A 23,137-nucleotide genomic window follows, 5' to 3' on the forward strand; every position below is an offset into this window, starting at 1 on the left:
TGCCCGTCATTGAATAAAACACAGAATTATACCTGCATAAGATCCTGTTCTTTTGCGGCCAACGCTTTATCGACTTCAGCGATATATTTGTCGGTCAATTTCTGAACCTCATCTTCACCTTGACGCTGATCGTCTTCGGTAATGTCTTTTTCTTTTAACAGCGACTTAAAGTCACCGTTGGCATCACGACGCACGTTGCGCACGGCAACACGGGCATTCTCTGCTTCGCTGCGCGCCTGTTTAATGTAAACCTTGCGGGTTTCTTCGGTCAGCATCGGCATCGGAACACGAATGACGTTACCCGCGCTGGCCGGATTAAGGCCAAGGTCAGACGTCATGATGGCTTTTTCGATCTTCTGAATCATGCCCTGTTCCCACGGTGCAATGCTCAGCGTACGAGCATCTTCAACGTTCACAGAGGCTACTTGGGTGAGCGGCACCTGGCTACCGTAATAATCAACGGTGACCGCGTCCAGAATGCTCGGATGAGCGCGCCCGGTACGAATTTTATTGAAGTTACTATTCAGCGCCTCAACGCTTTTCTTCATGCGCGATTCGGCATCTTTCTTAATATCGTTGATCACGTCATTACCCTCTATATATCAGCGTGCCTTCCTTGCCCCCCACCACCATATTCAGCAGGGCACCAGGCTTATTCATATCAAACACCCGCACCGGCATATTATGGTCACGTACCAGGCAGATAGCGGTCAAATCCATAACGCCCAGCTTTTGATCTAGGGCGTCGTCGTAAGAAAGCTGGTCATACTTAACAGCATCCGGGTGTTTTACCGGATCTTTATTGTAGACGCCATCAACTTTGGTCGCCTTGATCACCACGTCAGCATCCACTTCAATGCCGCGCAAACAGGCAGCTGAATCAGTCGTAAAGAAGGGGTTACCCGTTCCCGCCGAGAAAAGCACAACGTCGCCGGAGGTTAAGTAGCGAATGGCAGTGCGCCGATCGTAGTGCTCAACCACACCGCTCATCGGGATAGCCGACATAACGCGCGAACGAATATTGGAACGTTCGAGTGCATCACGCATGGCCAGCGCATTCATGACGGTGGCCAGCATCCCCATATGGTCGCCAGTCACACGATCCATACCGGCCTCACTGAGCGCGGCGCCGCGGAACAAGTTTCCGCCGCCAATCACGATACCCACTTGCACACCAATACCCACCAGCTGACCGATTTCCAGCGCTAGGCGGTCAAGCACCTTAGGGTCAATACCAAAATCGTGTTCACCCATCAGCGCTTCGCCCGAAAGCTTGAGCAAAATACGTTTGTATTTTGACTTCGAACTCTCAGCGTTGCCTTTGCTGGGTGCGACGTAAGGGGTCGGCTCTTGAACATCACGTGACATGGCATCTCTCCTGAGGCAGGCCTGAACACAAGCAGGCGGGGCAGCCCTGATTTGTACAACCATCCGTTGCACAGGAACCAATTACAAGGGCCGGATACGCAAAGGCGTGCGCTCGCGCGCACGCCATCTTCTTCTTGAAACCTCTGACCCTAGCGACGGCCAGCCTGTTCCATAACTTCTTTAGCAAAATCGACTTCTTCTTTCTCGATACCTTCGCCTACTTCAAAGCGCGTGAAGCTAACGACTTCGCCACCCGCTGCTTTAACGAACTCAGCGACTGTCTGGTTAGGATCTTTAACAAACGGCTGCTCAGTCAGGCTGTTTTCGGCCAGGTACTTTTTCAAGCGACCCTGCACCATTTTCTCAGCGATCTGCTCCGGCTTACCGGCCATATCCGGCTGTGCCAAGATAATAGCTTTTTCTTGATCAAGCTGTTCTTGGGGCATGTCAGCAGGAAGCGCAACCGCAGGGTTGATAGCAGCCACGTGCATCGCAACATCTTTCGCGACGGCCGCGGTACCGCCAGTCAACACAGTCAGAACGCCAATGCGGCCACCGTGGACGTATTCGCCAACCAGGCCACCTTCTACAGCGTTAACAACGACGGCACGACGCACGCCGATATTCTCGCCAATTTTCTGAACCAACTGCTCACGTGCAGTTTCCAGATCGCCCGCCATTACAGCAGCGACATCTTCGTTTTTAGCGGCGAAGAAACCACCAACGATTTTGTCAGCAAACGAAATGAAGTTGTCATCACGCGCAACAAAGTCGGTCTCGGAGTTGATTTCGACCATTACGCCGTAGCTACCGTCTTCCGCTACGCGCGTAACTACCACACCTTCTGCGGCGATACGGTCGGCTTTCTTCGCGGCTTTAAGGCCTGAATTTTTGCGCAGGTTTTCGATTGCAACGTCGATATCGCCATCGGTTTCGGTGAGTGCTTTTTTACACTCCATCATGCCGAGACCGGTACGTTCGCGAAGTTCCTTGACCTGAGAGGCGCTAATAGCTGCCATGAGAATTCACCTCTGAAATAGTGCTATTGAAGTAGCACTTGAAAATAGTGCTATGAGAGTTAGACGCAACACAGGCGAGTATAGTCAGAATAGATGACCATCATGTATCACTTTGCGTTACGGGGCCTGCTTCGATGAGCTGGCAAATGCGACTCGCCCAGATTATTCATCTGTAGCGCGACAAAGGGGGCATAGCCCCCTTCATCACGATGCGGCATAAATCACCGCATCCACAGCAGCTATTACTCAGCAGCCGTGTTGTCTTCAGCTGCAGCGGCCTCTTCGGTCACTTCAACAAACTCTTGAGCATTGCTTTCTTTGGCACGACCACACGCATCCGCAATCGCTTTAACGTAGATCTGGATAGCGCGGATAGAGTCATCGTTGCCTGGGATCACGTAATCAACGCCATCGGGGTTGGAGTTAGTATCCACCACGCCGATGACCGGGATGCCAAGCTTGTTGGCTTCGTTGATCGCAATACGCTCATGGTCAACGTCGATGACGAACAGCGCGTCCGGAAGGCCGCCCATGTTCTTGATGCCGCCGATAGAACGCTCAAGTTTTTCTTGCTCGCGAGTCGCCATCAAGACTTCTTTCTTGGTCAGCTTCTCGAACGTACCGTCTTCACGCATTGCTTCAAGTTCACGCAGACGCTTAATCGACTGGCGAATGGTCTTGAAGTTGGTCAGCATGCCGCCCAACCAGCGATGGTTGACGAACGGCTGTCCGCTACGGTTGGCTTCTTCTTTAATTACCTTGCTAGCGCTGCGCTTGGTGCCAACAAACAAAATTTTGTTGTTGGATGCCGCCATCTTCTCAACCACATCGACCGCTTCATTCAGTGCCGGCAGAGTGTGCTCAAGGTTGATGATGTGAATCTTGTTGCGCGCGCCGAAGATAAACTTGCTCATCTTCGGGTTCCAGTACTTGGTCTGGTGACCGAAGTGAGCGCCTGCTTTAAGCAGGTCACGCATATTGACGTGAGACATGGTAAAACTCCTCAAACTCGGGTTAGGCCTCCACGCACCCCATGGATCCGACCGTTGACTGCGTTAGACGCTGCCAGCGGCACCCGGGACCATGTGCCGGTGCATGTGTGTTTTTAAGGCTTGACGTTTTTAGTGATTAAGCAAGCAACGCGCCGCTTCGTGGCACACTGCATATTCATTGCCCCGCCCTTCAGTGTGCACCCAGCCAATAAAGAAGCTCGGAATCACGATTGCAGGAAAGCGCGCGGCTTTATACCATAGATCATCGCCAAGATGAAGTCGCGCCCCGTTTGACGGTTTTAAATTGCGCCATCTTCTTTGCCCCTTTTACATTCAAATCGAGTATTCATGAACGTTCCTATCAAAACGCCTTCTGAAATCGAACACATGCGCGAAGCCGGACGCCAAGCGGTCAGCGTCATCGAAATGATCACCCCGCATGTGCAGGCAGGCATCAGCACCGGCGAAATCGACCGCCTTTGCCACGCATACATTGTTAACGAACTAGGCTCAATCCCTGCGCCGCTGAACTACCATGGCTTTCCCAAGGCAACCTGCACCTCGCTGAATCACGTGGTGTGCCACGGCATTCCCGACGATGCCAAGACGCTGAAAAAAGGCGACATCATGAACCTGGATATCACCGTTAAGACCCCTGCGGGTTATCACGGTGACTCCAGCGTTATGTTCATTATCGGTGAGAACATTCAGGGCGAGCGACTAAGTCGCATCACTCAAGAGTGCCTGTATAAAAGCATCGAATTAGTAAAACCCGGCGTGCGCCTTTCTGAACTCGCGCGGGTGATTCAAAAGCACGCTGAAGAAAACGGCTATTCGGTCGTCCGCGATTTCTGCGGCCACGGGCTGGGTGCCGAGTTTCACGAAGAGCCACAGTTTTTACACTACGATGGCTACGCGCCGGATGCCGACATCAAACTCGCGGCGGGCATGTGCTTCACGATCGAACCGATGATCAACGTTGGCGGTTACAAAACCAAAGTATTGCGCGATGGCTGGACGGCTGTCACCAAAGACCGCAGCCTTTCTGCCCAGTGGGAACATACGCTGCTGGTCACTGAGTCTGGCGTTGAAGTGCTGACTGCACGTAGCGAAGAAGACTTCAGCTTTTTGCCCAACTGATGCTTCTACACCACTACCGGTTTGAACCGGACACCTCGCTTTACGACCTGCACGCCTTTCGCGCGGAGCTTGCAGGTTCGCGCTCACCGATTGCCCCGTTTAAGGCGGCCCTGCGCGAGCTACAGGCGCGCCTAGATGACCAGTTCCGTGCCGGTGCGGATATTCGCAACCTGGTGCGCGGCCGCGCCTGGTACCTAGACCAACTGCTGGCAATCGCCTGGGCACTGCAAACGTGGCCCGATGACGGTATCGCGCTGGTCGCGGTAGGTGGCTACGGCCGGGGTGAGCTACACCCTCACTCGGATATCGATCTGCTCCTGCTGCTGGCACAGGACGATGACACCGCTTACCGCGAGCCGCTCACCGCGTTTATCACTTTCTTGTGGGATATCGGCCTTGAAATTGGCCATAGCGTGCGCTCACTCAACGACTGCGAGCGAGAAGCAAAAGCCGATGTGACGGTCATTACTAACCTGCTCGAATCGCGCCTAATCGCAGGCCCCGAAAGCCTGCGTGTCGTTATGCAGCAGCGCTTAAGCGCCAGCAACATTTGGCCCGCCGATCATTTTTTCGAGGCCAAATGGCAGGAACAAATATCTCGCCACTACCGCTACAACAACTCTGAATACCACTTGGAGCCCAACCTTAAAAGCTCCCCAGGCGGTCTGCGCGATATCCAAATGATCGGCTGGGTCGCTAAACGCCATTTTGATACTGAGCAGTACACGGACATCGTGGCCAAAGGGTTTATGAATGATGCCGAGTTGCGCATTCTCAGCCAGGGCCAGGCGTTTTTATGGCAGGTACGCTATGCCCTGCATATGCTCACCGACCGCGCTGAAGACCGCCTGCTGTTTGACCACCAGCGCACTATTGCCGACATGTTTGGCTTTCGCGATACGCCGGAACGCCTGGCGGTTGAGCAATTCATGAAACGCTACTACCGGCATGTCACCGCGCTCGCAGGCCTTAACGACATGCTGCTACAGCATTTTGACGAGGTCATTCTGCGTGGCAAAGAGGCCCTAGAAACCGTCAAGCTCAACGAGCGCTTTGAGACCAAAGGCGGCTACATTCAAGCGCGCTCACGCACCTTGTTTCGCGAGCAACCCGCGGCCATGCTGGAACTGTTTCTTCTCATGGCCCAGCACCCTGAAATTGAAGGGGTTCGCGCAGATACGATCCGGTTGATTCGCGATCACCGCCATCAAATTGACGACCACTATCGTGACGAGCCTCGCCATCAGCGGCTATTCATGGCCATCATGCGCGCCCCTGGCAACGTACCGCGCCAGCTGCGCCGCATGAACCGCTACGGCATTTTAGGCAAGTATCTGCCTGAATTTGGCCGCGCGGTAGGTCTCATGCAGCACGATCTGTTTCATATCTATACCGTCGATGCCCACACGCTGCGGCTGCTTAAGTTTCTGCACGGCTTCCGCAAATCGGACGCCAAGGACGACTTCCCGGTAGCGGCTGCGCTAATACCTCAGCTGCCAAAGCTGGAGCTACTGTGGATTGCCGGCCTGTTCCACGATATCGGCAAGGGGCGCGGCGGCGATCACTCGGAAATCGGCGCTCGCGACGTGGAGCAGTTTTGCCAAAAGCATCACGTATCGCTGCATGACACCAACCTTGTTAGCTGGCTTGTCGAGCACCACCTGCTGATGTCGATGACGGCACAAAAGCGCGACATTACCGATCCTGACGTGATTCGCGATTTCGCTTTAATAGTGCGCAATGAGACCCGCCTAGATTATCTGTATGTGCTCACCGTCGCCGACATCAATGCCACTAACCCTACGCTGTGGAACGGCTGGCGTGCATCGCTGCTGCGCCAACTTCACGCCGAAACCAAGCGCGCCCTGCGCCGCGGCCTGAACAATCCACCGGACCGTGACGACTGGGTACGCGAGACGAAAACAGAAGCGCGTTCGCTGCTACAAACCATTGGCGTCAATCGTGGGCAAATTGACCAGCTTTGGGACTCGCTTGGGGAAGACTACTTTCTGCAGTACGCGCCGAGTGAAATTGTCTGGCAAACCCAGGGCATCCTCAATCACAACCAGTCACCGCTACCGCTGGTACTGATTAGCGCGCCCACAGCAGACATGGCCGAAGGCGGCACCAAGGTGTTTATCCACACCCGCTCGGTGGATGATTTATTCGCCGCCACCGCGGCCGCCATGGAGCAGCTGGGGCTTTCGATTCACGATGCGCGCATCGCCACTTCCCACAACGATTGGACGCTAAATACCTTTATCGTCCTCGATAGCCACAGCCAGCCAATCCGCGATCCTGCGTACATCGAAGAGATGCGCCAGCATTTAGTCGAAGAGCTCGATGACCCTGACGACTACCCCAACATTGTCACCCGCCATACGCCGCGTCAGCTCAAGCATTTCAAGGTACCCACGGAGGTCATTATAGAGCAAGACCCGGCCAACGAGCGCACCCTGCTAGAGCTAACGGCCCCCGACCGCCCCGGCCTGTTGGCCCGAGTAGGGCGTATTTTTATGGAGCAGGACATCGCGCTTTCTGCGGCAAAAATTGCCACGCTAGGCGAGCGCGTAGAAGACGTATTTTTCATTACCACCAAAGCAGGTGAGCCGCTTACTGACCCCGAGCGCCAGCAGCAGCTGCGCGAGCGCTTAATAGAAGTATTAGGGGTTTAGAATGCTCTGCAAGCCCAGTAAGGTTTGAGCCAACACTGGGGCTTGCTTATAATTGTCGGTCTACGCCCGCCACGCCATCAACGGACATATCATGAACGCCGACCTTGACGCCCTGCATCCCTACCCGTTTGAAAAGCTGGCCGCGCTCAAGGCAGCGCTCACCCCACCGGCTGAGATCGCACCTATCTCGCTGACGATTGGCGAACCCCAGCACGCCCCCTACCCCGCAGCGCTGGAAGCCATGGTGGCGCATCAGCTGGAAATGGCCCGCTACCCGGCCACTAACGGCCTGCCTGCACTGCGCCAAACGATTGCTGCCTGGGCAGCCCAGCGTTTTCAATTGCGCGAGCTGGATAGCGAGCGCCACGTAGTGCCGGTTAACGGCACGCGAGAAGCTATCTTCGCCTTTGTTCAGGCGGCGCTGGACCGCACCCGCCCGGCCAAAGTTGCCGTACCCAATCCGTTTTATCAGATTTACGAAGGCGCGACGCTGTTAGCCGGTGGCGAGCCGCTTTACCTGGACTGCACCGCTGAGAATGGCTTTCGACCCGACATTAGCGCGGTGCCCGCCGCCACGTGGCGCGAGGTGCAGATCGTCTTTATTTGCTCGCCGGGCAACCCTACCGGTGCGGTCACGCCTCTTGATGAGTTCAAGCAGCTGATTGCGCTGGCTGATGAACATGATTTTATTATCGCCTCCGATGAATGCTACTCGGAGCTGTATCTTGACGAAGCCGCCCCACCGCCCGGCCTGTTGCAGGCCTGCGCAGAGCTTGGGCGCGACGATTACCGGCGCTGCGTCGTCTTTCATTCGCTTTCCAAACGCTCCAACTTGCCAGGGCTGCGCTCTGGCTTTGTGGCGGGCGATGCGGCATTACTGACGCCCTTTAAGCGCTACCGTACCTATCACGGCTGCGCAATGTCGCTACCACTGCAACATGCTTCTATCGCCGCCTGGCAGGATGAACACCACGTGCGCGCGAATCGCGACGCCTATCGCGAAAAGTTTAGCGCCGTTACCGGTGTACTCGCACCCGTAATGGACTTTCCGGCGCCAAAGGCTAGTTTTTATCTATGGCCTGCGGTACCGGGCGGTGACGACATCGCCTTTACCCAACGCCTATTCGCTGAGCAGCACGTGAGCGTTTTGCCCGGCAGCCTAATGGGCCGTACCGGCAGAAGTGGCAAAAATCCCGGAGCCGGCCGTTTGCGATTAGCGCTGGTCGCTGAGTTAGCGCCCACGCTTGAAGCGGCCCAGCGAATTCGCCAGCTGATAGAGCTCGGTTAACAGTGATTACTCACCGCGCCCTTATTTAACGTTCTTGGAGGTCGTATGCGAACGCTCTACATTATCAATAATTGCGACACTTGCCGTAAGGCACAAAAAGATTTAGAAGCGAAAGGTATTGCCTTTAAAAGCTATGATTTACGCAAAGATGGCCTTTCAGCGAGCTTGCTTGAGCACATCCTTGAGCGCGTAGCACTAGTGGAGGCAATCAATAAGCGCAGCAAAACCTGGCGCGAGCTTTCCGATGAGGAGAAAAACTACGACGCCAACTCGGCTCGCCAACTGCTGATCAAACATCCGACGCTGCTTAAGCGGCCGCTGCTCGAAGTAGACGACGCCACCATTTTAGTCGGCTATCGCGAGGGCGATTACGACCAGCTACGCGGCTAGCCGCGGCCACACACTGTTTATTTTTACGACCCTTTTCCCTAACCACAGGACGACGACTTATGCTGAGCTTTGCGCTTGGAATCGGCACTCAAAACACTCAGGGCAACTGGCTGGAAATTTATTACCCGGCGCCACTGTTCAACCCAGAAGCGAGTCTGGTGGAGGCCGCGCAACAAGCGCTAGATGCGCCTAAGGGCAATGCCGCCATCAGCTTTCTACCCGAAGACTGCACGCGGCTGGCCAAGGCGTTAGAAGCCGCCGGCCATTCTGCCCAAGCGGAGCTTGCTGAAGCGCTTTCTGCCAGCCAGCGCCCGCTGGTAGCCATGTTCCTGGACACAGACCAAGCTCCGCAAACCGTGCCTGAGGTGTATTTAAAGCTGCACCTACTGTCGCATCGCCTAGTCAAGCCTCATGGCCTCGATCTCACCGGCATGTTTGGCCTGCTGCGCAATATCGCCTGGACCAACGAAGGCGCGATTGATATTGAAGAGCTACCAACGCGCCGCCTGAAGGCGCGCATGGCCGGCCGCGCGCTGTCCGTTGACTGCGTTGACAAGTTCCCCAAAATGACCGACTACGTGGTGCCCACCGGCATTCGCATTGCTGACACCGCCCGCGTGCGTCTGGGCGCTTATTTGGGTGAAGGCACCACCGTCATGCACGAAGGCTTCGTCAACTTCAATGCCGGCACTGAAGGCCCTGGCATGGTTGAAGGCCGTATTTCAGCCGGCGTCATGATCGGCAAAGGCTCTGACCTTGGCGGCGGCTGTTCGACCATGGGCACGCTCTCCGGCGGCGGCAATATGGTTATTAAGGTCGGCGAAGGCTGTTTGATCGGCGCCAACGCAGGCATCGGCATTCCGCTAGGCGACCGCTGCACGGTAGAAGCAGGCCTGTATATCACCGCGGGGTCTAAAATTACGCTTTTGGATGAGCAAGGCCAAGAAGTGGATACCATCGCTGCGCGCGAGTTAGCCGGCCAAGATGACCTGCTATGGCGCCGCAATTCACAAAGTGGCCGCATTGAGTGCCTGACCAATAAAAGTGCGATCGCCCTCAACGAGGCGCTGCATGCCCATAACTGAGCCTGAATCACTGTCGCCCACGCTCACGCTCGCCTTTGAGCTGCTGCGCCGTGCGTCGGTCACGCCAGACGACGAGGGCTGCCAGCCGTTGATGATCGAGCGCTTAGAAGCGCTCGGTTTTCATATTGAGAGCCTGCAGTTTGGCGATGTGCAAAATTTTTGGGCAATACGCGGCCATCACGGCCCCGTCATAGCGTTCGCGGGGCATACCGACGTGGTCCCCAGCGGCCCGCATATCAATTGGCAGCATCCGCCATTTGAACCCTGTATCGACGACGAGGGCATGCTCTGCGGCCGCGGCGCTGCCGATATGAAAGGCAGCCTGGCCTCAATGCTGACAGCGGTTGAGCGTTTTGTTACCCGCTACCCTCAGCACGATGGGCGAATTGCCTTTCTGATTACCTCCGACGAAGAGGGCCCCGCAGTGGATGGCACCCGTGCGGTGGTTGAGCATTTACGCGAGCGCAATGAACGCCTTGATTATTGCATCGTCGGCGAGCCTTCCTCTACTGAGCGCCTGGGCGATGTGATTAAAAACGGGCGCCGCGGCTCGCTCGGCGGCGTACTGCACGTCAAAGGCATTCAAGGCCACGTGGCTTACCCGCATTTAGCGCGCAACCCTATTCATCAAGCGATGCCTGCGCTAACGGCGCTCATCAACGAGCACTGGGACGCTGGCAACGATTTCTTCCCGGCCACCAGCTTTCAAATATCTAACCTTCGAGCGGGCACAGGCGCCACCAACGTGATTCCTGGCGACGTGGAGGTGGTATTTAACTTCCGCTTTTCCACCGAGGTGACGCACGAGGAGCTCAAAACGCGCACACACGCTATTTTGGACCAGCATGCGCTTGAGTATCAGGTAGACTGGACGCTCAATGGCGAGCCATTTTTGACTGCAGAAGGCGAGCTTGTCGATGCGGCCATTAAAGGTGTTGAAGCGGTGACTGGCCTGAGGCCCACGCTTTCAACCAGCGGCGGCACGTCTGATGGCCGCTTTATTGCCACCCTGGGCGCGCAAGTGGTCGAGCTAGGACCGCTTAACGATACCATCCACAAGGTCAATGAGCGCGTTCGCGCCAGCGATCTAGACGATTTAAGCCGGATTTACGAAGCCACGCTACAGGCGCTGCTCACACCCGGCGAGGCAAACGTATGATGGAGCGTTACCCCGATATAGAAATTTACCTGAAGAGCATTTCGCTTGACGCACTCAATGCGTGGCTTAAAAGCTCGCTGATAGCACCGCCGCTTAGCCCAGCCGGTAAAGGCCAGTGGAAAACCCGCGGCCAATATCAGGGCGACTGTGTACCGGTTTTATTGGTTGATAGGGCTGCGGATGGGTTTGCTAGCCTTTGGTTTGATAGCAACCATACCCCCTGGCTAACCGACCAAGACTGCGCCCAGCAGGCAGCCGAAGCGCTGCAAACCGAGGTGCGCTGCTCGCTAGGCGGCTGGCATCCTGGCGATGACCCTGATCGCTTTTGGCAAGTATTCCCGGGCGGCAAAGAAGGTGAAATTGCGTGGCCAGATTCGGGCCGCTGATATCAGGCTCACTAAACCACCCAACGAGCTAAACGCAAACGACCCCGCCAAGGCGGGGTCGTTTGCTATCAAATAAGTGGTTAAACCTACTCGATAATACTCACATCGTCAGCTTGCAGGCCACGCTCATTTTTTATCACGTGGTAACGCACAATTTGACCTTCTGCCAACATACGCGGGCCACGACCACGAATGGCGCGAAAATGTACAAATACGTCTTCGCCATTGTCGCGGGTAATAAAACCGTAACCTTTGTTAGTGTTGAACCACTTTACATCACCTTCTTCACGGCCATCATTGGGGTCGATGATGTCTTCTTCCTCATCATCTTCCAAAGGAGCCGCCTGGGGCGGGCGCGACGCTGACTTGGAGCGTGCCATAGCGTCTGACGCCACCATTGAAGGCGCAAGCGCCGCTGATGCCAAGGTGCCGAGGAACAAAACAATAAAACACCCTATAGCAACGGCAATATACACACCGCTCATACCACTGATGGCTAACTCGGCCAACCATAGCTCAGCGAGCGCACTATCGGTTAGATGAACAATCCCCGCCAGCAGAAATGGCGTGGGGGCGGACAGTAATACACTGATTAAGAAACAGCGAAACACAACTTTTGGGTTCATAGAAAAAGAAAGCTCTCTTGTTGTATGGGTAACAGACGAAGGACAATACCCGAACTATCAGGCCCACTCCCAATAGCACCGGCATACTACTACATAAGGCTGCAATGTTATCATGACCCACGAATTAACGCCTGCTGAGCTAACTCAACTTCTTGAATCGTTAGAAAGTCGTCTCGCCTACCAAGAACACTGGCTGGACACGCTAGACCAAGCGGTCGTGCAACAGGAGCGGCGCCTGGAAAAATTAGAGCAGCTCAGTGGGCTAATGCGCGAACGCCTGCGCGAGCAACATCAGGCACTCCAAGATAGCGAGCCCCAGGGTGGCCGACGCCCTGAGGATGAGCTGCCTCCGCACTATTAAACCGACGGCCAGCGGGTGGACGGTTTAACTGGCGCTGATGACGCTGGCGGGATCAACACCATCAAGACCAAACGCTTGCGCCACCGCAGGGTACGTCACTCGCCCGGCATGGACATTAAGGCCCGGCAGAAAATGCGGGTCATCACGCAGCGCCTGCTGCCAGCCTTTATCTGCCAGCGCAATCACAAACGGCAGCGTTGCATTGGTTAGCCCTTGGGTAGAGGTCCGCGCTACCGCACCGGGCATATTGGCCACGCAGTAGTGCACAATGCCATCAACGATGTAGGTCGGCTCGGCGTGCGTCGTGGGTTTGCTGGTTTCAAAACAACCGCCCTGGTCAATCGCGACATCGACCAATACGCTGCCGGGCTTCATATTAGCCAGCATATTCCGAGTGATTAATTTGGGAGCGGCCGCACCAGGCACCAGCACTGCGCCAATGATCATATCGGACTCACGCACAGCGCTGTCTAATGCGTCGGTAGTTGAATAAACCGTTTTAATGCGCCCCTGGTAACGATCGTCCAGCACTTCTAGCCGGGCCAGCGACTTATCCAGAATGGTGACGTCAGCACCTAGCCCCAGCGCCATACGGGCCGCGTTTTCGCCGACCACGCCTCCCCCAATCACGGTCACTTTGCCCGGCGCAACGCCAGGGACACCGGGCAGCAGCACGCCAGCGCCCCCCTGGGCTTTTTCTAGGCTGTGCGCACCGGCCTGAACGGCCATTCGACCGGCCACCGTGCTCATCGGCGCCAGCAGCGGCAGGCCGCCACGCGCGTCGGTAATGGTTTCATAGGCGATACAGGTCGCGCCGCTTTCCATCAGCCCACAGGTAAGCGTTTGTTCAGCGGCAAGATGTAGGTAGGTGAACAGCGTATGCTTCGCGGTGAGCCGTGCCACCTCCTCCGACTGAGGCTCTTTGACCTTAAGAATCAGCTCTGCACCGCGCCACAGCGCCTCTACATCGGTTTCTATCTGCGCTCCGGCGGCGTGATAGTCGTCATCCGCAAATCCCGCACCCTCACCGGCACCGGCCTGAACACTGACGTGATGGCCACGCTCGACTAGCTCGCGTGCGCCGGCGGGTGTTAAAGCCACTCGATATTCATGATTTTTAATTTCTTTAGGGATGGCGATATTCATTGGCGGCTTCCTTTTTTATGTAACGTCGGCGCTCAGCAGAAAAATTAGCTCTGTTAGGCAAACTACATCACCCCTAACGTTGACCACCAGCCCAGAAAATAAAAACAAAAAAAACGCCGGTTAAGGCGTTTTTTAGGAGAAAAATCTAGCGAATGCCGTTTCTACACGAAAAATTCAACTTGTCCCTGCGTCACTCCACCACCACCGCGCCGCCATAGATACGCCGATACTCATCGGGCAGCCGCTTGGGCCGCCCCGTACTAAGCGCGACACAGGCAAAGCGCGTGCGTGCGTTTAGCAACGTTTTGCCATCCCGCGGTCGCTTAAGCTGAAAACGCCGGGTCAAACTGAACCGCTCATCACAATCGACAATCCAGGTCGCCAACAGCAGTTCGTCGCCTGCAAAGGCGGGCGCGAGATAGTCCAGCTCGTGGCGATGAACCACCATGGCACGATCAAGCTTACGATAACGCTCAAGCGACAGCCCGAGCGCCTCCGAGTGCGCCCAACTGATCTGCTCAACCCAGCGCAGATACTCGCTGTTGTTGGCGTGCTGATAGGCGTCAATCGCCTCATCAGCCACGCGGATATCAATCATGAAGGGATCAGGCAGCGCCCACTCCATTAGCTTTTTCCTTTCGATTAATCGCGGAACACACGCACGCCGAGTGCTTTTAGGTAAGACGTTTCTGGGATAGCCGGGTGTACCGGGTGATCAGGCCCTTGGTGGCCCTGGAAAATCACCTGGCCTTGACGGTCTTGGTGGCGTACCGCGCCACGCACGACATCCATTAGCCGATCATTCGCCAAGTGCATAGAGCACGAGGCGGACATCAGCAGGCCATCGCGACCCAGTAGGCGCATAGCTTCGCGGTTTAAGCGGGCATAGGCACGCTCGCCGTTGGGAATATCTTTGCGCTTTTTGATAAACGCAGGCGGATCAAGCACGATGACATCAAATTGCTCACCGTCTGCTTTCAAAGCCGCCAGGGCTTCAAAAGCATCGCCCTCACCCACGGCAACCTGCTCCTGAACACCGTTCAGCTCGGCGTTGCGAGCCACTTGCTCAAGCGCTGTCTTGGAAGAGTCTAAGCACAGCACATCTTTGGCACCGTGAACCGCGGCCTGAACACCCCAGCCACCCACGTAGCTGAACACGTCCAGTACGCGCTTACCCGACACTTGGCGATTGAGCCACTCGCGGTTCACCCGGTGGTCAAAGAACCAGCCGGTTTTCTGGCCGTTAATAACCGGCACAGCAAAGCGCGCGCCGTTCTCTTCAAGCAAGACTTCGTCAGGCAAAACGCCTTTGATCACTTCAACGTGAGCCTCTAACCCTTCCTGACGACGCCCGCCGGTATCGTTACGGAAGACGATCACTTCAGGCTTGATGACTTTTTCCAGCGCATCAACGATCTCATCTGCCAATGCCTGCATGCCGGCAGTATTGAGCTGAACGACGACCACATCGCCAAAGCGATCAACCACCAAACCTGGCAGCAGATCCCCTTCGCCGTGGATCAAGCGGTAATAGGGCTGGTCATACAGGCGCTGGCGCAGAGCAAGCGCTTGGTTAAAGCGGTGCACAAACAGCGAGCGGTCCAAGCGCATTTCGGGATCGCGTGACATGACCCGCGCCGCAATAAGCGAATGAGGATTCACATACGCCACCGCCATGACTTTGCCGTTGGAAGCTTCTACCAGAGCGGTTTCGCCTGCCGCAAAGTTTTTCAGCGGCGTCTCTTTAATATCGACCTCGTTGGAGTAGATCCAAAGATGTCCCGCTTTAAGGCGGCGGTCAGCGTGTTTATTTAGGCGCAGGCGTTGGGTCACAAAAATCTCCAAAAGCGCTGTTTTAGCGCTTTGTCTTAAAACGTTGCCTTAAAACTTAGGCTTGAAAAACCTGAGGCTTAGAAAATCTTAGGCTTAATAAAACCTAGGCATGGCAACAAACTTGAATAGGGCAATCATTTGAGGTGCAAAACAACAGTATTAGGGGCGGCCATTAGTGCTGGCAGCCGGGACAGAACACGCTGGCGCGCTGGCCAAGCGTAATGCGGCGCAGTTCAGCACCACAGCGAAAGCACGGCTGGCCATGGCGCCCGTAAACCTTCAGGCGCTGGGCAAAGTAGCCCGGCTCACCCTGGCCGCTCACAAAATCGCGTAGCGTAGTGCCGCCTTGAGTAATCGCAGCGGCCAGCACCTCTTTTACCGCTACCGCCAGCTGCTGATAGCGCGCGAGGGACACGCGGCCCGCTGCGCGCCGTGGATCAATACCGGCCATAAATAACGCCTCGGCCGCGTAAATATTCCCGGCGCCAACCACTACCTGGTTATCCATCAAAAACGGCTTAACCGCCACCCGCTTGTTGCGCGAGAGCGTGTATAGCCATTTACCGTTAAACGCATCAGACAGCGGCTCTGGTCCTAAGTGCGCAAGGCGCTTATCCAGCGCTGCATCCTCTTGCTGCCAATCCACAAAGCCAAAGCGGCGAGGATCATGGTAGCGCAACACATAGCCGCTGGCAGTCACCACATCGACATGGTCATGCTTTTTAGGCAAGTCCCCCACCCTAGCAATACGCAGGCTACCCGACATACCTAGATGCCATAGCAGCGTTGCATCCGCTTGTTGCGCGGTATCACGTTCGCCTTCTGGCGCTTGGCCAGCGTGAATGGGGATCTGCAAATATTTAGCACGTCGCGTCAACACGCCAATCCGCGCGCCCACCAACCTCTCAGCGAGATCCTCTGGCACCGGCACACGCAGCCGTGGCTGCCGCACCAACACCTCGGTAATTTCCTGGCCCTCAATATAGGGGGCTATCCCGCGTCGGGTCGTTTCAACTTCGGGGAGTTCGGGCATATTTGGACACTGTACCGGCCTATTGATGACAGCCTTGTGAAAGTGGCAAAGAGACGCATGTAACATGAAAGACATGCATGCAAAAACCCGGCTTGGGGCCGGGTTTTTGAACAGGCGCTAGCCTGCAGTGAAAGCCGATCTTCATCGCAACAGCGATTACTTGATCTTAGCTTCCTTGTACATAACGTGCTTACGGACGACCGGATCGAATTTTTTGAATTCGAACTTGTCCGGCGTGTTCCGCTTGTTTTTATCAGTGGTGTAGAAGTGACCTGTACCGGCACTAGACACCAACTTGATTTTATCGCGCATGGTTTAATCCTTCCAAAATGCTTGGTCCGAAACGCTTGGCCAAAAGCTGGCTTAGATAGCGTCGCCGCGCTTACGAATACCAACCAAAACTGCGTCGATACCGTTTTTATCAATAATGCGCATTCCTTTGGTAGAAACGCGCAGCTTGACGAAGCGGTTTTCAGACTCAACCCAAAAACGATGGGTGTGCAGGTTTGGCAAGAAACGACGACGTGTCTTACGCATTGAGTGTGAAACGTTATTTCCAGTTACCGGACGCTTACCGGTAACCTGACATACTTTGGACATGAGAGCCTCTCAACTGCTTGGCCAGGATATAATAACCTGAGTGTTCAAAACTGTCGGGCAAACCGGAGCAAGGAAGGCGTCGACGCGGTTAACCGGCCAAGCTTTATCCAAATCCGTTATTCAACCCAAGTTTAAAGGTGGCACTTTATACCAGAGCACCTGACTAGCAGCAAGCTAAACCGACCCAAAAGGCTAAAAAACAGCCTTTTTGCTCACAAAACTTAGCAAAACAAGGATGGCGCCATGTTCTACACCGCGAATCTCTTAGCGGCTAAGAACGATGCACCAATTGAGCTTATAGCCAGCCACGCTCGGCAAAAGAGACCACGTCTCCATCCCCCACCACGAAATGATCCAGCACGCGCACGTCAAACAGTGCGAGAGCGTCTTTTAAACGTTCCGTAATACGTCGGTCAGCATCGCTTGGCTCTGCCACGCCAGAGGGGTGGTTGTGAGCCAGGATAACGGCGCCAGCGCTAAGTTCTAACGCGCGCTTGGCAACTTCGCGGGGGTAAACAGATGCGCTGTCTAGGGTACCGCGAAACAGCGATTCATAGCGAATAATTCGGTGCTGAGTATCTAAAAAAAGCACCGCAAATTCTTCATGCCCTAAATGGCGCAGCTGTGAACTCAAATAGTGACGTACCAAGGCAGGTGACGTTAGCGCATTGCCGCGTGCCAACTGACTGGCCAAATGACGTCGCGACAACTCAAGCGTCGCCTGAAGCTGGGCATACTTAGCACTGCCCAATCCATGCGCGGCGCAAAAGCTTGCCTGATTAGCCTCTAGCAGGGGCCGCAAGCCGCCAAAGCTGCTGAGCAGGTCTCGCGCTAAATCAACCGCCGAGCGCCCTTGCACGCCAACGCGCAGGAAAATCGCCAGTAGCTCTGCGTCGGAAAGCGCCTGAGCGCCGTTATTTAATAATTTCTCTCGAGGCCGCTCACCTTCCGGCCAGTGATTGATTCCCATGACACCTTCCTGCCTTCATCTTTTTTGTGCGTATTGATATCCGCCTTATTGAGAATAGCCGCCCACAGACAAACCTCATTAAAACTAGCCCGGATAATGCTAGCTTAACCTTGTTTACCCCTAGCATGCCAAATCACGATGCCAATGGTATGGTAAGCCTCCTCACGAACGCTGACGTGGATCACTGCTCATGGCTTCTGGTACTTCAATAAGCGCGCCTGACAAGGCGTCGACGCTCACGGGAAAGCGCGTGCTGCTAGGGGTTAGCGCGGGTATCGCGGCCTATAAAAGCGCTCTTTTGGTGCGCTTGCTTAAGCAAGCAGGCTGCGAGGTACGCGTGGTGATGACCAGCGGGGCACAGGCGTTTATTACGCCACTAACGCTGCAGGCGCTTTCTGGCGAGCCGGTGCGCACGTCCTTGCTCGACCCTGAGGCCGAAGCGGGCATGGGGCATATTGAGCTAGCGCGCTGGGCAGATGTCGTGCTGATTGCACCGGCCACCGCCGACTTGATCGCACGTCTAGTACACGGCATGGCCGACGACCTGCTCACTACGCTGTGTTTAGCGTCTGATGCGCCTAAACTCATTGCCCCGGCGATGAACCAAGCCATGTGGCGCCATCCCGCCACACAGCGCAACGTAGCGCAGTTGGAAAACGACAAATGGCAACTGATAGGCCCCGCTGCCGGCGATCAAGCCTGTGGCGATGTCGGCCCTGGCCGCATGAGCGAGCCTGACGCGATTTTTAGCGCGATTGTCGACCTATTTATGGCATCTCCCGCCACGCCACGCCCTGCAGCGAGTGCTCCTCATATTGTTATTACGGCGGGCCCTACCCGTGAGCCGCTCGACCCCGTGCGCTACCTCTCCAATCACAGCTCGGGGAAAATGGGCTTCGCGCTGGCCGCTGCGGCGGCGCTTGAAGGCGCCAACGTGACGCTAATCAGCGGTCCAGTTGAGCTACCCACACCAAAAGGCGTCACGCGTATTGACGTAGAGTCTGCCGAACAGATGCACGCCGAGACTCAGCGGCTAGCGCCCCGCGCCGCGCTGTTTATTGGCTGTGCCGCCGTCGCCGACTATCGCGCCGCGGCCCCCGCCGAGCACAAACTCAAAAAACAGGAAGCGGGTGATACGCTTACCCTGACCCTGGTAAAAAACCCTGACATTATCGCCAGCGTCGCGGCACTGCCTGCTGAGCAGCGTCCGCTTGTGGTCGGCTTTGCTGCCGAAACCCAGGACATCGAGCGCTACGCACGTGACAAGCTGCAGCGCAAAGGGCTGGACATGATCGTCGCTAATGACGTCTCTTTAGCCGGCCTTGGCTTTGGCAGCGACCAGAACGCTGCTTGGCTACTGTGGCGCACGCCTCAAGGCGTTGAAAGTCGATCAGAAGCGCCCCAGCCAAAAACACAGCTGGCTGGCACCATTATTCGTCAAGCGCTCGCCCTACTAGCGACACACACAGCTGAAAAATCATCTAACACCGCTTCTGGAGACATCCTATGACCGCCCGACCTCGGCTACAGTGCAAACTGCTGGATGAGCGACTAAACGACTATTTGCCAACGTATGCCACCGAAGGCTCCGCAGGCATGGATCTTCGCGCCCTGCTAGATGAGCCGCTAACATTAGCCCCCGGCGAATGTCAGCTCGTACGCACCGGCATTGCCATCTATATTGAAGACCCTGCCCTTGCGGGCATGATTTTGCCGCGTTCGGGTCTGGGGCATAAGCACGGCATCGTACTGGGTAACTTGGTCGGCTTAATCGACTCTGATTATCAGGGTGAGCTGATGATTTCTGTCTGGAACCGTGGCCAAAGCGCGTTTACGCTCGCGCCCTTTGAGCGTCTAGCACAGTATGTGCTTGTGCCTGTTGTACAGGCCGAACTCTCTCTTGTGGACGCTTTTGAAGATTCTTCACGCGGCAGCGCAGGATTTGGCAGCACCGGCAGTCAGTAGCATTTGGCGGATAACGCCGCGATGAGCAACGCATGTTGCGTTTAGCTAGGAAGCCTTATGAATGCACAAACCGTACCCGCTTCGATTTTTCGCGCCTACGACATTCGCGGCATTGTTGACGACACGCTGACAGAAAGCACGGTCGAGATGATTGGCCGCGCTGTGGGCTCCGAGGCGGCCGCACGCGGTGAGTCCACGGTGGTGGTGGCCCGCGACGGGCGTCTTTCCGGCGCGCGGCTGCAAGCGGCCTTAATGCGTGGTCTAAACGCTGCAGGGCGCAACGTCATCGACATTGGCATGGTGCCCACCCCGGTGCTTTACTTTGCTACGCATCTGCTAGAGGGTACCCAGTCGGGCGTCATGGTGACCGGCAGCCACAATCCGCCAGATTATAATGGCTTTAAAATTGTGCTGGGCGGCGAGACGCTTTCCGGCGATGCCATCACTGCCCTGTTCGAGCGCATCCAGTCGGGCGAGCTAGTAGAGGGCCAAGGCAGCATCACTCAGCAAGATATTCGCGAAACGTACTTAGCGCGTATTTTAGGCGATGTTCGCCTCAGTAGGCCGCTAAAAGCCGTTGTCGACTGCGGCAACGGCGTCGCCGGAGAGCTGGGGCCACAGCTGCTGTCGCGCCTAGGCGTGGAGACAATTCCATTGTTTGCTGAGATCGACGGCAACTTTCCCAATCACCACCCGGACCCTGGCAAGCCGGAGAACATGCAAGATCTGATACGCAAGGTTCACGAAACCAGCGCTGATATTGGCCTTGCCTTCGATGGTGACGGCGATCGTCTAGGCGTTGTGACGCCTCACGGCCAGCTAGTTTTTCCCGATCATCTACTGATGCTATTTGCCACCGACATGCTCACTCGCCAGCCTGGCGCCAAGGTCATTTTTGACATTAAGTCCACGGGCAACCTGGTGAAAGTAATCAGCGAAGCAGGCGGCGAACCGGAAATGTGGCGCACCGGGCACTCGCTGATCAAGGCGCGCATGAAAGCAACGGGCGCCCTACTGGCAGGTGAAATGAGCGGGCATATTTTTTTCCAAGAACGCTGGTATGGTTTTGACGATGGCCTTTATGCCGCCGCCCGACTGATTGAGATTTTAGCTAACCAATCTGACGACGCTGATACGCTCTTCGCACAATTCCCCCAGGACGTGAGCACCCCGGAAATTAATATTGCGGTGACCGACGCTAACAAATTTTCTATCGTGGATAAGCTTGCTCGCGAGGGCGACTTCGGCGAAGGTATCAAAACCACGCTGGACGGCATTCGCGTCGACTATGCCGATGGCTGGGGGCTGTGTCGAGCCTCTAACACCACGCCTGCACTGGTGATGCGCTTTGAAGGCAAAGACGATGCCGCCCTAGCGCGCGTCAAAACTGTTTTTAACACCGCGTTATTACGCGCCGCGCCAGAGCTTAAGCTCGCCATTGAAGAAAGCTAGGCGCCGAAGGGATCGTGTGCACCAAGAAAGCACGGCCCTTATCACTGCATCAGCACAAATGTGATCAGCATAAAAACGTTCGCAAGGGACAACATAATGAGTTCAGCCAGTAGCGACCCCCAGGTCGTTGTGGAAGTGCTTTCTGAAGCACTTCCCTATATCCAACAGTTTTCCGGCAAAACCGTCGTGGTCAAATACGGCGGCAATGCGATGACTGAAAGCACCCTGATAGACTCCTTTGCACGCGATATCGTGTTAATGAAGGAAGTCGGTATCAATCCAGTGGTGGTGCACGGTGGCGGCCCGCAAATTGGCGACCTGCTAAAAAAGCTCAACATTGAGTCACGCTTTGTGAACGGCATGCGCGTCACCGACTCGCAAACCATGGACGTCGTTGAGATGGTTCTAGGCGGCCTGGTCAATAAAAGCATCGTCAATCTCATCAACCAGAGCGGCGGCAAGGCGATAGGCTTAACGGGTAAAGACGGCGCACAAATTCGTGCCCGCCAGCTCAAAGTTGAGCACCAAAGCCCCGAAATGACCGCGCCTGAAATTATCGACATTGGTCACGTAGGGGAAGTCGAGTCGATCTCAACCGAGCTAATCGAGATGCTCGCGGCTCGCGACTTTATTCCGGTGATTGCCCCCATCGGCGTTGATGCAAAAGGCCACAGCTACAACATTAATGCCGACTTAGTGGCCGGCAAGATTGCCGAAGCTCTTAATGCCGAAAAATTAATGCTGCTCACCAATGTGGCCGGCTTAATGAATGCCGAAGGCGAAGTACTTACTGGATTAACCACTTTCCAGGTAGATGCCCTAATCGCCGATGGCACGATTTATGGCGGCATGCTGCCCAAAATCCGCTGCGCTCTTGATGCCGTTAAAGGCGGTGTGAACAGCGCACACATTATTGATGGTCGCGTCCCCCACGCAGTGTTGCTAGAAATCTTCACCAATGCTGGGGTAGGCACTCAAATAATGGACGCGTACTAACCGCGACGGAGGGCACTTTATGAGTGATGACCAAAAGCCTCGCCGTCGCGAGCAAATTCTTCAGGCGCTGGCATTGATGCTTGAAGAGGACAGCGGAAAACGCATTACCACGGCGGCCCTGGCGCGCCAGGTGGGAGTATCCGAAGCGGCACTCTATCGCCACTTTCCTAGCAAAGCGCGCATGTTTGAGGGGCTGATCGACTTTATTGAAGAGAGTATTTTTGCCCGGATTACGCGCATTTTAGAAGACGTACCCGATGCCACCACGCGCTGCGGCACCATCCTTGCGCTGCTACTAGGCTTTGCTGAAAAGAACCCTGGCCTTGCTCGCGTGATGGGGGGCGACGTGCTTACTGGCGAAACCGCTCGGCTGCGCCAGCGCGTCAATCAGCTGTTTGAGCGCCTAGAGACGCAGCTAAAGCAGATCCTCCGCGAGGCAGAACTTCGCGAAGGGCTGCGGCCCACCATTCCGGCCCCGGCAGCTGCTAACCTGCTAACAGCCCAGGCAGAGGGACGCATTTCGCAGTACGTGCGCAGTGACTTTAAACGCCTGCCGACCGAGCACTGGGAAGATCAGTGGTCATTGTTGTCGGCTCACTTGCTACGCGCCGTCGCACTCCCTGCCTAAGCCAACGGGACGCGAGCCTTGCCCC

25 protein-coding genes are annotated in these 23,137 nt (G+C 55.7%); 13 read left to right on the plus strand and 12 right to left on the minus strand.

The window, feature by feature from the left end:
- Nucleotides 1–26 precede the first annotated feature (26 nt).
- The 4 genes from frr to rpsB all read right to left on the minus strand — a co-directional run bounded on the left by frr (nt 27) and on the right by rpsB (nt 3,379).
- A complete protein-coding gene (frr, locus tag ACT3TF_RS10155) occupies nt 27–584 on the minus strand; it encodes a ribosome recycling factor (protein WP_441683999.1) in 558 nt (185 codons plus the stop codon).
- Between the two features lie 4 nt (nt 585–588).
- Nucleotides 589–1,368 (minus strand): UMP kinase, encoded by a 780-nt coding sequence (gene pyrH / locus ACT3TF_RS10160; RefSeq protein WP_096282177.1) that lies wholly within the window; start codon nt 1,366–1,368, stop codon nt 589–591.
- Nucleotides 1,369–1,517: 149 nt separating this feature from the next.
- Nucleotides 1,518–2,387: a translation elongation factor Ts gene (tsf, locus tag ACT3TF_RS10165; RefSeq protein ID WP_441684001.1), complete on the minus strand. Its 870-nt coding sequence runs from the start codon at nt 2,385–2,387 to the stop codon at nt 1,518–1,520.
- A gap of 242 nt (nt 2,388–2,629) precedes the next feature.
- Nucleotides 2,630–3,379 (minus strand): 30S ribosomal protein S2, encoded by a 750-nt coding sequence (gene rpsB / locus ACT3TF_RS10170; protein ID WP_235041250.1) that lies wholly within the window; start codon nt 3,377–3,379, stop codon nt 2,630–2,632.
- Nucleotides 3,380–3,727: 348 nt separating this feature from the next.
- On the opposite strand from rpsB, the gene map reads away from it, so the two are divergent.
- The 7 genes from map (at nt 3,728) to ACT3TF_RS10205 (ending at nt 11,502) form a co-directional block, all read left to right on the plus strand.
- Complete coding sequence (gene map, locus ACT3TF_RS10175; RefSeq protein WP_441684003.1) at nt 3,728–4,519, plus strand: type I methionyl aminopeptidase; 792 nt, start codon at nt 3,728–3,730, stop codon at nt 4,517–4,519.
- On the plus strand, nt 4,519–7,194 hold the full coding sequence (locus ACT3TF_RS10180) for a [protein-PII] uridylyltransferase (RefSeq protein ID WP_444672175.1): 2,676 nt from the start codon (nt 4,519–4,521) through the stop codon (nt 7,192–7,194). The genes map and ACT3TF_RS10180 overlap by 1 nt, the downstream gene beginning before the upstream one ends.
- Nucleotides 7,195–7,285: 91 nt before the next feature.
- Nucleotides 7,286–8,482, plus strand: a complete 1,197-nt coding sequence (gene dapC / locus ACT3TF_RS10185) for a succinyldiaminopimelate transaminase (protein WP_096282182.1) — start codon at nt 7,286–7,288, stop codon at nt 8,480–8,482.
- A gap of 45 nt (nt 8,483–8,527) precedes the next feature.
- A complete protein-coding gene (locus tag ACT3TF_RS10190) occupies nt 8,528–8,872 on the plus strand; it encodes a Spx/MgsR family RNA polymerase-binding regulatory protein (protein WP_096282183.1) in 345 nt (114 codons plus the stop codon).
- A gap of 59 nt (nt 8,873–8,931) precedes the next feature.
- On the plus strand, nt 8,932–9,957 hold the full coding sequence (gene dapD, locus ACT3TF_RS10195) for a 2,3,4,5-tetrahydropyridine-2,6-dicarboxylate N-succinyltransferase (RefSeq protein WP_441684008.1): 1,026 nt from the start codon (nt 8,932–8,934) through the stop codon (nt 9,955–9,957).
- A complete protein-coding gene (gene dapE / locus ACT3TF_RS10200) occupies nt 9,944–11,116 on the plus strand; it encodes a succinyl-diaminopimelate desuccinylase (RefSeq protein ID WP_444672176.1) in 1,173 nt (390 codons plus the stop codon). Before dapD ends, dapE begins: the two co-directional genes overlap by 14 nt.
- Nucleotides 11,113–11,502, plus strand: a complete 390-nt coding sequence (locus tag ACT3TF_RS10205; protein WP_096282186.1) for a hypothetical protein — start codon at nt 11,113–11,115, stop codon at nt 11,500–11,502. The genes dapE and ACT3TF_RS10205 overlap by 4 nt, the downstream gene beginning before the upstream one ends.
- Nucleotides 11,503–11,588: 86 nt before the next feature.
- Here ACT3TF_RS10205 and ACT3TF_RS10210 read toward each other — a convergent pair whose 3' ends face one another.
- Entirely contained in the window at nt 11,589–12,128 is a 540-nt protein-coding gene (locus ACT3TF_RS10210) for a cold-shock protein (RefSeq protein ID WP_096282187.1), read from the minus strand.
- Between the two features lie 112 nt (nt 12,129–12,240).
- Here ACT3TF_RS10210 and ACT3TF_RS10215 point away from each other — a divergent pair, with 112 nt between their 5' ends.
- Complete coding sequence (locus tag ACT3TF_RS10215; RefSeq protein WP_096282188.1) at nt 12,241–12,489, plus strand: SlyX family protein; 249 nt, start codon at nt 12,241–12,243, stop codon at nt 12,487–12,489.
- A 24-nt stretch (nt 12,490–12,513) separates the two neighbouring features.
- Here ACT3TF_RS10215 and ald read toward each other — a convergent pair whose 3' ends face one another.
- The 7 genes from ald to radC form a co-directional block, all read right to left on the minus strand.
- Nucleotides 12,514–13,635: an alanine dehydrogenase gene (ald, locus tag ACT3TF_RS10220; protein ID WP_444672178.1), complete on the minus strand. Its 1,122-nt coding sequence runs from the start codon at nt 13,633–13,635 to the stop codon at nt 12,514–12,516.
- 190 nt (nt 13,636–13,825) lie between these two features.
- Nucleotides 13,826–14,260, minus strand: a complete 435-nt coding sequence (locus ACT3TF_RS10225) for an acyl-CoA thioesterase (protein WP_096282190.1) — start codon at nt 14,258–14,260, stop codon at nt 13,826–13,828.
- Nucleotides 14,261–14,277: 17 nt separating this feature from the next.
- Entirely contained in the window at nt 14,278–15,468 is a 1,191-nt protein-coding gene (locus ACT3TF_RS10230; protein ID WP_096282191.1) for a class I SAM-dependent rRNA methyltransferase, read from the minus strand.
- Nucleotides 15,469–15,640: 172 nt separating this feature from the next.
- Nucleotides 15,641–16,501, minus strand: coding sequence for a bifunctional DNA-formamidopyrimidine glycosylase/DNA-(apurinic or apyrimidinic site) lyase (gene mutM, locus ACT3TF_RS10235; RefSeq protein ID WP_096282192.1), 861 nt, complete (start codon nt 16,499–16,501; stop codon nt 15,641–15,643).
- Between the two features lie 156 nt (nt 16,502–16,657).
- Nucleotides 16,658–16,813: a 50S ribosomal protein L33 gene (gene rpmG, locus ACT3TF_RS10240; protein WP_096282193.1), complete on the minus strand. Its 156-nt coding sequence runs from the start codon at nt 16,811–16,813 to the stop codon at nt 16,658–16,660.
- A gap of 51 nt (nt 16,814–16,864) precedes the next feature.
- Nucleotides 16,865–17,101 (minus strand): 50S ribosomal protein L28, encoded by a 237-nt coding sequence (gene rpmB / locus ACT3TF_RS10245; RefSeq protein WP_096282194.1) that lies wholly within the window; start codon nt 17,099–17,101, stop codon nt 16,865–16,867.
- A 295-nt stretch (nt 17,102–17,396) separates the two neighbouring features.
- Complete coding sequence (gene radC, locus ACT3TF_RS10250; RefSeq protein ID WP_096282195.1) at nt 17,397–18,071, minus strand: RadC family protein; 675 nt, start codon at nt 18,069–18,071, stop codon at nt 17,397–17,399.
- Nucleotides 18,072–18,261: 190 nt separating this feature from the next.
- Between radC and coaBC the strand changes: the two genes are divergently transcribed.
- The 5 genes from coaBC to slmA all read left to right on the plus strand — a co-directional run bounded on the left by coaBC (nt 18,262) and on the right by slmA (nt 23,112).
- Entirely contained in the window at nt 18,262–19,581 is a 1,320-nt protein-coding gene (gene coaBC, locus ACT3TF_RS10255) for a bifunctional phosphopantothenoylcysteine decarboxylase/phosphopantothenate--cysteine ligase CoaBC (protein ID WP_444672179.1), read from the plus strand.
- Entirely contained in the window at nt 19,578–20,036 is a 459-nt protein-coding gene (dut, locus tag ACT3TF_RS10260; protein WP_096282197.1) for a dUTP diphosphatase, read from the plus strand. The genes coaBC and dut overlap by 4 nt, the downstream gene beginning before the upstream one ends.
- A gap of 57 nt (nt 20,037–20,093) precedes the next feature.
- A complete protein-coding gene (locus ACT3TF_RS10265) occupies nt 20,094–21,488 on the plus strand; it encodes a phosphomannomutase/phosphoglucomutase (RefSeq protein ID WP_444672180.1) in 1,395 nt (464 codons plus the stop codon).
- A 96-nt stretch (nt 21,489–21,584) separates the two neighbouring features.
- Nucleotides 21,585–22,484 (plus strand): acetylglutamate kinase, encoded by a 900-nt coding sequence (gene argB, locus ACT3TF_RS10270; RefSeq protein ID WP_096282199.1) that lies wholly within the window; start codon nt 21,585–21,587, stop codon nt 22,482–22,484.
- Between the two features lie 19 nt (nt 22,485–22,503).
- The gene (gene slmA / locus ACT3TF_RS10275; protein ID WP_096282200.1) at nt 22,504–23,112 is read left to right on the plus strand and encodes a nucleoid occlusion factor SlmA; all 609 of its coding nucleotides are present in this window, start codon (nt 22,504–22,506) and stop codon (nt 23,110–23,112) included.
- The last annotated feature ends 25 nt before the right edge of the window (nt 23,113–23,137 follow it).

The organism is Halomonas sp. AOP25-F1-15, from assembly GCF_052378675.1.
GTDB lineage: Bacteria > Pseudomonadota > Gammaproteobacteria > Pseudomonadales > Halomonadaceae > Vreelandella > Vreelandella casei.